The following is a 13,272-nucleotide window of genomic DNA, read 5'->3' as shown; positions in this document are numbered from 1 at the left end:
TAAAAGGCAAAATAAATGTCTGTTGTCACGCAAGTTCTTACTATTACTGCAGCACATCGCATTTTTTTGGTATAAAATTCGCTCCCAAAATTCGGCGGCTGCCTACACTTGCTAAGGCAAAGCTGTTCTAGTGTTTTGGGAACCTTTACCCGCCGAACAGACCTTACAGGGGTCATAAGCTTTTGCTTTAACGACCTAAGAATAAAATCAATGTGATGGGGACTGTGTCATGTCAGAAAAGTATTTTGTTACCGCGCAGCAATTGCTGGAAGATTCATTTTTATTAGCTTCGCAAGTGTATGAGAGTGGCTTTCGTCCGCAATTTATCGTGGGTATTTGGCGTGGCGGTGCTCCAATCGGGATCGCGGTACAGGAGTTTTTCGATTTTAAACAAGTTGAAACCGATCACATTGCCGTGCGTACCTCTTCTTATTATGGGATTGGCACCGACAAACAAAGCAAAGAAATCAAAGTTCATGGCCTGCATTACATCGTTGAAAATGCGAACGCGAGTGACGGTTTGTTGATTGTGGATGACGTGTTTGACTCTGGCCGTAGTATTCATGCATTAAAAGAAAAACTCAGCCAACTGATGCGCTTGAATATGCCAACCGATATCCGTATCGCTTGCCCTTATTACAAGCCAAAAAATACCGCAGTGCCTTTAAAACCCGACTATTACATTCATGCCTCTGAAGACTGGTTAGTTTTCCCGCACGAAGTTACAGGTTTAACGCCTGAAGAAATTGCCGAAGGTAAGGGCGATTTAAAGAATATCCAGCACCTGTTTAAATAGCTCGCGGCGAGATATAGATTATTTTCGCAATAAAAAAATGCGTTAACGATTAATCGTTAACGCATTTTTTTTTCTATATCGATGACTTATAAATCCATACAGTTAGCATAGTAAGTCACTGTGGCGGGCCAGTCGGAGAACACTCCAATCACGCCGACATCTTTCGCCAGTACATCAAGTAATTCAAAGGTATCGCCTTCGTTATCTATCGCTTCGGTAATGCTTTGATAGTAAAAGCCGCCGCCATTTTTTAATAAACCAGATCGCTCCAGCGACCAAGTGATGATCTTAAGCCCTGCGCCTTTGGCGGCCTTAGCGTATTCCGAAGGAATGATCTTTTTGTCCGCATCTAAGGCGACTAATACCCAGAGTGGCGGCGCAATAATTTCGACGCCTTGGGTCTTTAAATCCGCCATTGATGGCGACCAAGTGGCAGAGTTCTGCGGATCAAAGGCGCTGTTATAATCGTATCTGTCATCGAGAAACACGGCTTGCTTCGCAAATTCAGGGGCGTTGGCGACCCAATATTTGATGTCATCCAAAATAAATGACTGGGGGAATACCTGCGAAACATCGACGCCCGCCGCCGTGTATTCATCCAACATTTTTTGCGCGTAATCCTGCTGAGTAAAACCATCGAAGGGCATAGATACGCTCGCCGCTTTTAGCTCAGGCGTCATCTTTACACCAGCTTTTTTAAACATTTCAATACTTTCAGCGTGGGTCATCAAGGTGCCATTGTCAGCATAAAGATCGGTGCGCCAGCTTGGGGTACCATTGATGAATTCGGCCGCAGTGGTCGCTTTAGGATTGTTGCCTTCCATCTTACCCTTGAGAGTTTTAAATTCGGCGAGGGTGATATCGCTAGTGCAACAGGTTGCCGATGCGCTGATACCATTGGCGGCATCAGCGGGAGTGAATGGGCTCGAACATTTATTGGCAAGTTCGGGTATGGCTAAAATGTTGGTCGTGCTGGCAAGATCGCACTGTGAGTGGCGGCAAACTAAAGCTTTATCGGCGGTGAAGGTGACATCACATTCGACTATGCCTGCGCCCGAATCGATAGCCGCTTGGTAGGATTCCTTTGTATGCTCAGGGAATTGCATTGATGCGCCACGGTGACCGATAGAAAATTCGCTGCGATAAAAACTGTCAGTGGTGCATTGTTCTAAGCGGGTTTTAAGTGTGCTGTCTTGCATTTGACGTACGAGGAATAAAGGTCTTTCTCCCACTTGAGCAGGAACGGGTTTGCTGGTGGGTGGCGTGATAGCGGCGTTATCATCGTCATTATTGCAACCGGCTAATAAAGCGCTCGTGGCAATTAACAGGCCGAGTGAGAGCGACGAAATAGGGTGTAGTTTCATCAGATTTACCTATGAGTAATGATGTAAATAATTAATATTAATCAGAAACTCTAAAGTGTTAATGTGACTGAAAAAGCCTATTTGTATGACATAAACAAGAATATATACCGTTTGCACGACGATTATCTAAGGCACGCTAGCTTGCGATAAACTGCCTTCGACAGAGGACGGTCGGGATATATGCACAGTGTTGCTTTAGATGTGAGCATTGACTCCACTGAGCGAGTCGATGAAACTGGCATGAATATTTTCATCTGGGCGATCTTTCTGGGCCGAAATCAAGTACACTGCGCTCCTTTTGTTTTATGATGAGCGTTTGGTTCGCTTGATAAGACAAACGTGACAAGCATCATTTAGGAAATAGAGCAGAATGAGCAAGGGCAAAAAATACGATTTTCGCGTGACACAGGGCGACAACGGTTGGAAAACTGAAATCACTCGTCGCATGACATCAACTAAAACAGTTGTGTCTAAGAGCCATGATGGCTTTGCGACTGAGGCCGAAGCGCAAGCTTGGGGCTTAACTGAATTACAAGTGTTTTTAGGCACGTTAACTGAGCGCAATAAACGTCGCTCAGAGAAACAAGCTAAAGCAAAATTAGCCGCAGCATTAGCGGCTGAAGCGGCTACTGATGCCGAAGATCTTGATGAAGATGATTTCGACGAAGAGTAATACTCATTAGTTTAACCTTGTCTTATCAAGCCAGTGTGACTGTTAGGGCGCGCATAACGGGTTCTGAAACGTCACTTTGGCGATGAACAGCAAAAGGCAGATCTTAAGATCTGCCTTTTGTGTTTTTGTCGCTCGCGAAACTGTGCATATCAATTCATTTCATCCTATTTCCTCGTTTATCTTCATACACTCTGTTCGGCTGGACTGATCTGTTGATGCTGTAATTAGCTTGTTTTTATCGTATTTAGCCGGAATTACGTACCCTATACCATTAATAATTAACGATAACTATTATCATTTGATTTACTTAGATGCTGCTCTGTGCTCATATGTAAGTAATTCGAACGCACGTTTAACTTTATCAAGGTAAGGGAACTCCTATGAAACTACTTCAATCCAGTTTATTGCTGTGTTTGTCAGCTTCGGCAACCCTGAGTTATGGCCAAGCCTTAGATGGAGATGCGTTACGCTTACTACAAGCGTCGCTAAAGGATTCGACTTTGGATGCACAAGCGCAGTTAACCAATACTAAGCGGGCATTGGCGTTAGATTTAAGCCATCAATATGCGCAGCTTGCGCCTATCTTACAGACTGAAATAAACCAGTATCAGTTGGCAGTAAATGCCGATGACATTCTGTCTCAGCATAGGCTCAATGATAATGTGATCACCAAAGCCGATGCGTCGATTCGCCGAGTGAAGGGCTTAAGTGCCAAAGCGGATTCTCTGGTGCAAGTGCGTCTGGCGGATGAAACCATGTTAACCCCATGGCAGCAAGGTGAGTCTCCTCTATTTGCCTATGAGCCCGATGGTGACGAGCGTCAGTGGGATTATATTGAAGCCTTTGATATTCATGGACAAGTGCATCAATTAGACGTGTATAACCTGCCGCAGCAACCAGTGTTTGTGGTCGGTATCGATAGCAAAAAAGCCTTTGTGGCTGGCTTAGAGGTGATGCGGGCGACATTTGCCGAGGCGCAGTCAGCGAAAAAAGAGGGCGCGCTACTGAGCCGTGCGCAAACACAGGCGGTGGCAGACAAGCCGATTTCAACCACAGTGATCAAACAAATATCCTTGAAGGATGACCATGAGCCGTGGATTTCTGGTCGTGCCGAAATTTACGGCATAGTGACTGGGGTTGATCCAAGCCGTGAAGAGCCTGTGCTCGATATCGTCGAAATGCCCTATTTAGATTATGCGGATACGACCTATTATCCGAATCAAATCATCATCCATTGGGAACGTTATCGTTGGGCGGCTGCGGACATGATCTTAATGGAGCATGACGATGGTACTAACTATAAAGTGTTGGCCACTAAGCTGTTGGAAGCGGCGGAGCAGATCTTAAAGTCGATCCCCGATCCTGAAGCTCAGGGTTATGCGCTGATCCCGCAAATTACCAATGGTATTTTAAGTGTGATGCCGGATGCTTGGTTCACCAATGACGATGACTTTGTCGACGTGTATTACACTTTACAGGAAGGGGTTGAATATCCTAACTTGAACGGCGCTAACGGTAATGCGATGACGAGCTTTGCGCCATTAGTCATCCAACCAAGACCATGATGGATTAGTGCGGCTAAATGCAATGGCTGAAATGTAAAAGCGGATCCTAAGATCCGCTTTTTTATTGGCTAACTTAAGGTGAGGCTAAGCCATTCCTTTAAGCTTTTAACTTGAAACTGCCTTGCATAATCGCCCAGTGACCAGGGAAGCTGCAGAAGAATTGGTAGGCTTCGGTGGCGCTCATACCGGCAGTGCTAAAGGTGATCGACGTTGATTCGCCACCGCCCACTAAATCTGTGTGTGCGATAACGCGCGTATCACCGGCTTTGACATAGGCTGCATCAGGACCGGCACTCATGCCTTCAGTTGCTACTGCTGACATATCGGCTGCCTTAGTTAATACCCAGTTATGGCCCATGGCTGCTTTTGGCAAGGTGCCTGAGTGGGTTAAGGTTAAGGTCACTTCTTTACAGCTTGCAGGTACAGACAGCTCTTTAGTGTCAAATTGCATTGCATCAGTGGCGGCAATTTTCAGTTCACATTCGTTGGCACTCGCTTGGCTAGCGAATAATAATCCTAGGCCGATTAGGCTAGTGCTGGTCACGTTACGTAAAGCTGTGCTTTTTGCTTTCATCTGGTACTTCCTTATTTGAACAAGGGTAGCCGAGCCGTTTTGACTCGGACATGCACCTGCCAGCATAAGCAATCTTCATTAAATGGGAATGAAATCAGCGTGTAAATTATGTATATGCAACTTTAGGTTGAAAGCTTGCATCGTTATTGGCGGCAAAATTGTTAGCGGTAAACATAGGTGAGTACTTAGCTTTAGTGAACTAAGTACTCAGGAGCTATTATTTATGTGTTTGATTTATAAATGATAATTTATTGATTCTAACGCAGGGCGTCTAATTCAGAACGTCTTACGTTTTAGTACGAAAGCTCCTGTCGATAGGGAATCGCACGTTGTGCGCCTGGGCGAGTGACAGTAATGGCACTGGCTGCATTGGCAAATCCCACGGCTGCAGCAATTGACATGCCCTCGCTTAAGCCCACAACTAAGGCGCCATTGAAGGTATCCCCTGCGGCGACTGTGTCTATGGCCTGCACTTCAAACGCAGGTATTAGCCCATTAAAACCTGGGCTGCTGATAAATGCGCCACGGCTACCTAAGGTAATGACCACAATCTTTACTCCCTGCTGGTGGAGAAGTTGCGCTGCCATTTGTGCATCATCAAGATGGTTGATCTCAACTCCCGTTAAGGCTTCTGCTTCGGTTTCATTGGGGGTAATAATATCTACCCACTTGAGTACATCTTGGCCAAGTGCCGTCGCTGGAGCAGGATTTAGTACAGTCGTCACGCCAAGATTCTTGGCTATTTGCAGCGCCTTTGCCACTGTGGCAGCGGGCGTTTCCAATTGTGCTAACAAGTACTCCGCATTAGCAAACAGGGCGTAATGAGCTTCTAAGTCATCGGGTGAAAGGCTGGCGTTGGCACCTGCGGCAACGCCAATCGTATTCTCACCGTTATCACCGATAAAAATCATGGCAGTGCCTGTGCTCAGTCCGGCTATTTGGCGGATCCCTTCCGCGCTGATGCCATCTTTCATCCAGCTTTGACGCATATCATCGCCGATACTGTCTTGGCCGAGATGGCAGATAAAATCAGTGCGTGAACCTGATTTGGCTAAGCGCGCGCAGGCGACGGCTTGATTGGCCCCCTTACCGCCCAGTTCGAGGCGATAATCTCGGCTCATTAAGGTTTGCCCTGCAGCGGGCAGGTACTCAAATTTCATCACATGGTCGGCATTTGCACTGCCGATAACGAGTATCTGGCTCATAGAAGACTCACTGTTATTTTTATCTGCGATTGAGATAAGTTGCATCATAGACGCGTAAACTGTCTACCAGTAAATCGACAAAGCCTTGCCTATCGATCCCAAACAGCACAGTCGCATTGGCGGCTTTACCTGTTAGCTGATAGCGATCGACCACTGTCATGCCTAAGGTCAACTCACTTTGGGTTTCAATACTTACCCAGCAATCTTGCGCCTCAAATAGCTCAGGTTTAAGCAACCAAGCGATAGTGCAGGGGTCGTGCAATGGCGCACCAATAAAGCCCCATTTAGGATCTCTGTGGTAAATCATAAAGAAATCCAATAATTCGGCGACGCACTGAGCAATTGGATTTTGAATCGCGCGAATGCGTTCTATGTCTTCATCCATGATTTGCGCCTGATGAGTCACATCGAGCCCACACATAGTGATGGGAATACCTGACTTAAAGACAATATCGGCGGCTTCGGGGTCGACAAAAATATTAAATTCGGCGGCTGGGGTCCAATTACCGACACCAGCTGCGCCGCCCATTAGCACTATGCGCTCAATTTTATCGTGTAACTCGCTATGACTCGCCAGTAAAAGGGCGATGTTAGTCAGCGGTCCTGTGGGAATTAAGGTTACTGGCTGATGACTTTGGCGAATTTGCTGCGCCATTAATTCAACTGCGGTAATGGCTTGAGGACTAAAACTTGGATTAGGCAATGCAGGGCCGTCGAGTCCGGTTTCACCATGGACATTGTCGGCAATGATTAATTCGCGAGCTAATGGCTTGACTGCGCCGCCAGCGACAGGAATATCACTGCGATTTAATAAGGTTAAGATCCGCAGGGCATTATTGAGCGTTTTATCCGGCGTTTGGTTACCGGCGCTGGTGGTGACGGCAAGTGGAACCAGCTCTGGATGGGCGAGAGCTAAAATGAGCGCAATAGCGTCGTCATGGCCGGGATCGCAATCCAGAATAATAGGGCGAGTCATACTGTTACTCCTTTAAACAGTGGTGATGGGGGCTTAGAATAGCATGCCATCAGTTAGGCGCTAGCCTGTGGAGGGGACTTGCAGAGTAAACTGTGAGCATTTTCGTCTTTTTATCAACAAGCTGCTAGAATTCTGCCCATTTTTGACACTAGGCGATGTTAGGTAAATCCATTCTCGCTCTGTCCGCTGCACAACATTGAATGACATCTCCAAGCAAATATAAGGAAATAAGTAATGCTCACTCATCGAATCACTTGGCCTAAGGTTTTACTCGTGGGCATGGTTGCCATGCAGATCTCTGGCTGTAGCGATCCTCAACCTATGGCCGTTGTGGAAAGTAATAACGAGTCATTGCTACAGTTTGATAACGGCAAACTGCTCCAACTTAAGGAAAATCCGAGTCCACAGTATCGCCATATTCCCTGTGATTTACCCGCAGTCGAGACTGTGGTCAACAACAGTTCGGCCTTTGCGGCGTTAACACAATCTGGTGAGGTGATCACTTGGGGTGACAGTTATGCTGGCGGTGATAGCCGCGAGGTGACGGAGCAGCTTAAGCAAGTTAAGCAAATCGTCCCAGTTAAGGACGGGTTTGCCGCGCTACGTCAAGATGGCACTGTGGTGTACTGGGGCAATGCGGGGAAATATAGCCTCGACAAAGCCCTACAAAACCGCATGACCAATATTACCAAATTGTTCGCCAATCAAGAGGCCATTGCCGCCCTTGATGCCAATGGCAAGGTGCATACTTGGGGTTATGGCCCCTACGGCGGCAATAGCTTACATGTGCAGGATCAATTAGTTGATGTTGTTGATATCTTCGCCAGAGGACGCAGTTTTGTCGCCCTCAAAAAAGAAGGTAGCGCGGTGATTTGGGGGCAGGTTGAAGAGTCGACCAATATGAAAAAGTTACTCCCGCAGCTTACGGATGTAGCGAAGATCGAATATTTTCAACACACCTATGCCGCCTTGAAAAAGGACGGCACTGTGGTGAGTTGGGGCTGGCGCAGTGATGCTTACTCGATCCGCAGCGCCTTAAAGGATGTGGCGAGTATGACGGCAAACAATTGTGCCTTTGCGATTTTAAGCCCTACGGGGGATGCACATTTTTGGGGCGATGGGATTAACTGTGGTATCGATTGGATTAAAAAAACCGATATCACAGGGGTAAAAGAGATTATCAGCATTGGCTCAGGCTTTTTATTACTGCAGGATAAGGCCGTGCCGCAAATAGTGGCCGACGATACTGATTACGCTCATATGTTTGGGTTTCATTATGCCCAAGAGATTCTTGATAAATATTGGCAGGAAGGCAGCATCATTACCCAAGGGCCTGCCTCCTTTGTGTTTACACGTCCCGATGGCAAAGTGGTGCCTGTTGGTTATCGCGCCAACCGTGAAAATGTGGAGAAGTTGATTGCACGTATTCCGCGCCTTACTTGGTTAGATGGCGCAAATGACGGTTATGTTGGCATCAGCGAAAAGGGGGAACTGGTCTCTTGGTCGATGAATTTGCCAATGTTCGACAAGTCGCCAGTGCAACCTGCTGACTCGTTAGTGATTAAACCGCTGGATTTTACCCCCGTTGCCCAATGTGAAACCTCTAAGCAGCGTCAGGTGATTTTGAGCAAAGACAGACCAAAACCTGCGGCAAAAAACTGGGATGGTGTTTTCTAGCTCATGTGAGTTTTCTCGCTAACTTGAGATTAATGGACTTTCATCCGTATAGACGTCTATAATGCGCGCGCTCAGGTCTGATATGCTCTGAGCCTTGTTGGGCGTTAACAGGTTGTACGCCCTTTGAACCTAATTTTGAGTCAACCTTCTGTGGTGCTTGCGTGCGAAAGCCGTGAGATAATCGGGAAGCCAGTGAAATTCTGGCACTGCCCCCGCAACGGTAAAAGGTGAGAGACGACCGCGTTTGATTGGTGTGTTCAAGACAGAACCCGAAAGTCAGAATGTGAAAGGTCAGTCTCGCGTTAATCCAACTTTAATGGATTAACATAGCCTAAGTCCGGAGACCGGCCCTAAAGGTGTTTTTGAGATTTCGGTGGGCAGATCTCAAAATGCGATAATCACCGTCAGTATTTACGACTGAATTAACGGTATCGTGGCGTCAATGCCCCGTTTTCCTTGCAGGAGTTAAAGGTAAAATGGGAACAAATCCAACAAAAATCGCGCTGCTGATCGGCAGCCTATGCAGTTTTTCAATTATCGCGCCCGTTATGGCGGCTGACGATACCAGCACAGCTAAAGTCGACGAGCATCTTGTCGTGATCGGCCGCTCTGATAAGACCCCGTTAAATATTGCCGCCAATGTGAATGTGATTGATGCCGCGGCGATTGAAATGAGTGGCGCGACTAATTTGACCGACGTCTTACGTGGTCAAAGCGGTATTCAAATTTCGGATAACAATATTGGAACTAGCTTTGCTATGCGTGGTTTTAGCGCCAGCACTGCCGTTAATAACACGCTGATTTTACTTGATGGTCGTCGTCTCAATAATATCGATATCGCAGCGCCTAGCCTTAATGCCATTCCGCTTAATCAAGTGGATCGTATTGAAATTTTATCGGGTAGTGCGGGTGTGCTTTATGGCGATCAAGCGGTAGGTGGCGTGATCAATATTGTCACTAAATCCCCTGAAAATACAGGTGGTAGCGTACAGTTATCTGGCGGTAGCTTTGATACCTATGAAGGTCGTGGTGATGTGTCTGGCGCGATCAACAAAGATTGGCGTTACTTTTTCACAGGTAGTTATAACCAAGGTGACAACTATCGCCAGCATAATGCCAACGAAACCGGCTCTATTCTTGGCCGCATTCAATATAAAACAGCCACAGACTCGTTCTTTGTTGAAACCAGCTACTACGATAACGATCGTGAAAATCCGGGCTCGCTTACTGAAAAGCAATTTAAAGACGATCCCCGTGCTTCATCAAATAAGGTAGAGTATGCCCACGAGATGACCACTGCGGCGCGAACGGGTTACCAGCATCAGCTTAATCAAAACTGGGCGCTGGCGGCGGATTTAGATTACAGCGATACCTTAGTGTCTTCTCTTAATTGGGGGGCGAACAGCCATAACACACGCTCACTGTTAATGTTTAGCCCTAAAGCGTTAGCGAATTACAGCACGCGTCAAGGCGAGCTAAGCCTAGTCACAGGTTTAGACATCAGCCGTGGCAAGGCTGATTTTGACACTATGGCGCGCAGTAATGTGCAGCAAATGCAAAGCGCCTATCTACAAGCTACAGTGCCTTTAAGCCATACTTTAAGTTACGTTGTGGGTGGCCGTTATGCGCGGGTGACCGACGAGTTAGTCGATGGCAATGTCTATCCTAATGGCATGGATTTAGACGAAAATGCCCACGCATTCGAACTGGGTTTAAATTACCGCCCAACTGCGGAGCACAGACTCTATGTGCGCGCTGATGATAACTTCCGTTTTGCCAAAGTGGATGAGCAAGCTTATACATCGCCGGGCGTATTTGGCTTAAAGCCGCAAACAGGCCGTTCCTATGAGGCGGGTTGGGATTGGGCTGTCGCTAGTCAAACCCTGCGAGTCAGCCTATATCGTCTCGATTTAGAGGATGAAATTGTTTATGACTCGAGTGCAGTTAAACCCATAGGTGGAAATTTCAACGGCGCAAACGTTAATGCCGACGCTTCTCGTCGTTATGGCGCGGGTGCCGATTGGGATTGGCAGGTGACTAAAGCGCTGCAACTCGGGCTGGAATATAACTACACCGACGCCGAATTTACCGATGGTGCTAACGATGGCAAAGAGCTGTCTTGGGTGGCAAAACACACGGGACGCGGTTATGTCAGCATGGATTTTGCTGAGCATTTCCAAGTATTTGCCGAAGCTATCTACACGGGGGATCGTTTTATCGAAGGCGATAACGCTAATCAAGGTGATAAGCTAGCAAGTTACGTGCTTGGTAATTTAGCCTTGAATTATAATCGTGATGCTTGGCTTGCCAGTCTGCGTATCGATAATGTATTCGATAAAGATTATGTTAGCGCAGGTTATTACGGTGGCGATTGGGGGGATAGTTACTATTCTGGTCGAGGTCGCGATATTCGTTTCACTGTGGGCTACCGCTTCTAAATATTAATGAGCTATCTAACTAACAAAGCCAGACTCAGTCTGGCTTTTTATTTTTTACGCTGAGTTCAAAGAATAAATCTTAAAATAGGTATAGTCTTGAATATCGTTTTAGTAGAGTGGTTTAATTGTCGTTATCTATAGTGTTAGCGGGCAGTCATTACTAAATAGGAGTAATTTATATTTTACTCTGCTGTTTATGGCTGAAATTCTTAGTATTTTAGGTATGATGTGAGCTGTAACCGAATCATCTTATTGTTAATAAACAGGTGTAAAGTGTCTTATGACTGATCTTGAGCAACAGGTTTTTACTCAAGTTAGAGCTATCATAGCGAACGAAGAGCAAGTGATTGGCCGCCGAGGAATTCTAATTCCACTCAAAAAAGCGATCCTTGCTGAAGGCGACATTCGTAATGTGATTGACATTATCTCGAGCGATCCCGCATTGGCAGCGCACATGCTTATGCGCAGTAATTCCGCACAGGCTGCTGTAGTGGAAAATCACAAAACTCGTTCGTTGAAAGAAGCTTTGATCCGCTTAGGTCAAGTTAATATCTATCGCTACGCCTTTACGTTCTATTTAAAAGAACGCCTCGATGAACTGCCACAGCCCTATAAAAAGTTGGTCCAAGGTTATTGGAAGCTGACTGAAGATATTGCAACGGATGCGGTAGATAGCTTAGCGGATATGGAAGGTGTGGAGGTTGATGCTGACGAAGTGCAAACCTTAGCTCTGTTCAGTGTGTTCGGCCAAATTATCGCACTGACCGCATTTGCCTATTTAAATGCTAATGCCGAACAGTCATTTCCTTTAAGTGTGATTAAGTCATTGATTGATAATCAACAACAGACCTTAACCATAGAAGCGTTCGAGGCGTTAGATCTCGATCAGGATCTGCGTCAAGAATTTATGATCGCCCATAATTTGCGTCAGACCCGTAATCCTAATTCATCAGGGTTGATACTGCGCCGTGTCTTGTCTATGCGTGGATTGTTGATGAATCCGCTGTAATTTGTCGATGCTATGAAGTAGTCATTTGACTCAATAAAAAAGCCTGCATTCGCAGGCTTTTTTACTCTATGTCACCCGCATTAATTCGTCTTCTGCTGGCGGGATAAACCTTCCCTCGCCACCAGTTGTAACCAATTTTGGATCAATGCAGAGTTAGCACTGTGGCGGCGATAGGCACCAAATAGCGGTCGTTTCAGACCTTCTTGGCCGAGTTTTACCGTAGCGAGACTCAGTCCATGTCCTTCATTAATCGACCAGCTTGGCAGTGCGGCTATGCCGTCTTTACAGGCAATGCGTTGCAATAACATCATGGTTAAATCACAGGTTTTTTGCTCGCCCGCCTCTATGCCCGCAGGTTCTAAAAAGTGGCGATAAATATCTAAACGTGTCAACGGCACTGGATAACTGATAATAGGCAAGTGTGCTAATTGCTTAGGAGTGACATAGGCTTCTTTCGCTAAAGGATGATCCTTAGCAACCACTAACTTCACTTCAAAATCAAACAAATGCTGGTAGGCGAGTGAATGCCCAGGCACAGGATCTGAGGTTAATACAATATCCAGTTCACCCATTTCTAAGGCATTGAGCGAGTCGAACAAGTGGCGGCTCGACAAGTCTAACTCGGCAGTTGGATGATCTTGCCTAAATTGTTCCATTACAGGCATTAACCAGCGAAAACAGCTATGGCACTCAATGCCGACTCGCAACTGATTAGTTTCGGTTTCCAGCCCATTCTTCAAATCTGTCTCGGTTTCTAACACCTTAGGCAAAATCTCTTCGGCCAGATGCAACAGGCGTGCACCTTCTTGGGTGAATGACAGTGGCTTACTCTTACGCACAAAAATGGGCGAGTTAATCCTTTGCTCCAACTCCTTAATCTGGTGGGAGAGGGCGGATTGAGTGACAAAACGTTTTTTGGCTGCGCCCGCCAAACTGCCGCTTTCTTTCAGGGCCATTAAGGTTCGCAGGTGTCTTAGTTCGATCATGTTCACTCC

Annotated in this window: 11 protein-coding genes and 1 riboswitch; of the genes, 6 read left to right on the top strand and 5 right to left on the bottom strand. The window is 46.5% G+C overall.

The genetic code is table 11. The annotated features are described in order from the left end of the window. Window positions 1–229: 229 nt before the first annotated feature. Window positions 230–796: a phosphoribosyltransferase gene (locus tag L5M29_RS18890; RefSeq protein ID WP_028759331.1), complete on the top strand. Its 567-nt coding sequence runs from the start codon at window positions 230–232 to the stop codon at window positions 794–796. 86 nt (window positions 797–882) lie between these two features. Here L5M29_RS18890 and L5M29_RS18885 read toward each other — a convergent pair whose 3' ends face one another. Continuing rightward, window positions 883–2,160 carry a glycerophosphodiester phosphodiesterase family protein gene (locus tag L5M29_RS18885; RefSeq protein ID WP_263169447.1) on the bottom strand — a complete coding sequence of 426 codons (1,278 nt, stop codon included), beginning with the start codon at window positions 2,158–2,160 and terminating at the stop codon, window positions 883–885. Window positions 2,161–2,530: 370 nt separating this feature from the next. Here L5M29_RS18885 and L5M29_RS18880 point away from each other — a divergent pair, with 370 nt between their 5' ends. Together L5M29_RS18880 and L5M29_RS18875 are read left to right on the top strand one after the other, a co-directional pair. Next, window positions 2,531–2,833 (top strand): DUF3622 domain-containing protein, encoded by a 303-nt coding sequence (locus L5M29_RS18880; RefSeq protein ID WP_105250177.1) that lies wholly within the window; start codon window positions 2,531–2,533, stop codon window positions 2,831–2,833. 380 nt (window positions 2,834–3,213) lie between these two features. After that, window positions 3,214–4,398, top strand: coding sequence for a DUF3103 domain-containing protein (locus L5M29_RS18875; RefSeq protein ID WP_263169445.1), 1,185 nt, complete (start codon window positions 3,214–3,216; stop codon window positions 4,396–4,398). Window positions 4,399–4,495: 97 nt separating this feature from the next. On the opposite strand, the gene azu is transcribed toward L5M29_RS18875, so the two are convergent. From azu to rihA, 3 genes are all read right to left on the bottom strand, one after another. Continuing rightward, entirely contained in the window at window positions 4,496–4,972 is a 477-nt protein-coding gene (azu, locus tag L5M29_RS18870; protein ID WP_028759449.1) for an azurin, read from the bottom strand. A gap of 293 nt (window positions 4,973–5,265) precedes the next feature. Next, window positions 5,266–6,177, bottom strand: a complete 912-nt coding sequence (gene rbsK / locus L5M29_RS18865; RefSeq protein WP_263169444.1) for a ribokinase — start codon at window positions 6,175–6,177, stop codon at window positions 5,266–5,268. 19 nt (window positions 6,178–6,196) lie between these two features. Beyond that, a complete protein-coding gene (gene rihA, locus L5M29_RS18860; protein WP_263169443.1) occupies window positions 6,197–7,153 on the bottom strand; it encodes a pyrimidine-specific ribonucleoside hydrolase RihA in 957 nt (318 codons plus the stop codon). Between the two features lie 234 nt (window positions 7,154–7,387). On the opposite strand from rihA, the gene L5M29_RS18855 reads away from it, so the two are divergent. From L5M29_RS18855 to L5M29_RS18845, 3 genes are all read left to right on the top strand, one after another. After that, entirely contained in the window at window positions 7,388–8,830 is a 1,443-nt protein-coding gene (locus L5M29_RS18855; protein ID WP_263169441.1) for a hypothetical protein, read from the top strand. A gap of 134 nt (window positions 8,831–8,964) precedes the next feature. After that, window positions 8,965–9,198, top strand: a riboswitch (cobalamin riboswitch). A 108-nt stretch (window positions 9,199–9,306) separates the two neighbouring features. Beyond that, on the top strand, window positions 9,307–11,268 hold the full coding sequence (locus L5M29_RS18850) for a TonB-dependent receptor (protein WP_263169438.1): 1,962 nt from the start codon (window positions 9,307–9,309) through the stop codon (window positions 11,266–11,268). Between the two features lie 280 nt (window positions 11,269–11,548). Beyond that, a complete protein-coding gene (locus tag L5M29_RS18845; RefSeq protein ID WP_105250172.1) occupies window positions 11,549–12,277 on the top strand; it encodes an HDOD domain-containing protein in 729 nt (242 codons plus the stop codon). 80 nt (window positions 12,278–12,357) lie between these two features. Here the strand turns inward: L5M29_RS18845 and L5M29_RS18840 are convergent, their stop codons facing one another. Beyond that, the gene (locus L5M29_RS18840; RefSeq protein ID WP_028761667.1) at window positions 12,358–13,263 is read right to left on the bottom strand and encodes a LysR family transcriptional regulator; all 906 of its coding nucleotides are present in this window, start codon (window positions 13,261–13,263) and stop codon (window positions 12,358–12,360) included. Between the last annotated feature and the right edge of the window lie 9 nt (window positions 13,264–13,272).

It is taken from the genome of Shewanella sp. SM95 (genome assembly GCF_025653595.1).
In the GTDB taxonomy this organism is placed as follows: Bacteria; Pseudomonadota; Gammaproteobacteria; order Enterobacterales; family Shewanellaceae; genus Shewanella; species Shewanella oncorhynchi.
The sequence above is the reverse complement of the archived record's forward strand: the minus strand, read 5'-3'. Positions and strand labels throughout refer to the sequence as shown.

What these genes read in the sequence shown, in the direction of transcription:
- L5M29_RS18875 (WP_263169445.1), top strand. Translation starts at nt 3,214, where the DNA reads ATGAAACTACTTCAATCCAGTTTATTGCTGTGTTTGTCAGCTTCGGCA.
- rbsK (WP_263169444.1), bottom strand. Translation starts at nt 6,177, where the DNA reads ATGAGCCAGATACTCGTTATCGGCAGTGCAAATGCCGACCATGTGATG.
- azu (WP_028759449.1), bottom strand. Translation starts at nt 4,972, where the DNA reads ATGAAAGCAAAAAGCACAGCTTTACGTAACGTGACCAGCACTAGCCTA.
- rihA (WP_263169443.1), bottom strand. Translation starts at nt 7,153, where the DNA reads ATGACTCGCCCTATTATTCTGGATTGCGATCCCGGCCATGACGACGCT.
- L5M29_RS18840 (WP_028761667.1), bottom strand. Translation starts at nt 13,263, where the DNA reads ATGATCGAACTAAGACACCTGCGAACCTTAATGGCCCTGAAAGAAAGC.
- L5M29_RS18845 (WP_105250172.1), top strand. Translation starts at nt 11,549, where the DNA reads ATGACTGATCTTGAGCAACAGGTTTTTACTCAAGTTAGAGCTATCATA.
- L5M29_RS18850 (WP_263169438.1), top strand. Translation starts at nt 9,307, where the DNA reads ATGGGAACAAATCCAACAAAAATCGCGCTGCTGATCGGCAGCCTATGC.
- L5M29_RS18880 (WP_105250177.1), top strand. Translation starts at nt 2,531, where the DNA reads ATGAGCAAGGGCAAAAAATACGATTTTCGCGTGACACAGGGCGACAAC.
- L5M29_RS18885 (WP_263169447.1), bottom strand. Translation starts at nt 2,160, where the DNA reads ATGAAACTACACCCTATTTCGTCGCTCTCACTCGGCCTGTTAATTGCC.
- L5M29_RS18890 (WP_028759331.1), top strand. Translation starts at nt 230, where the DNA reads ATGTCAGAAAAGTATTTTGTTACCGCGCAGCAATTGCTGGAAGATTCA.
- L5M29_RS18855 (WP_263169441.1), top strand. Translation starts at nt 7,388, where the DNA reads ATGCTCACTCATCGAATCACTTGGCCTAAGGTTTTACTCGTGGGCATG.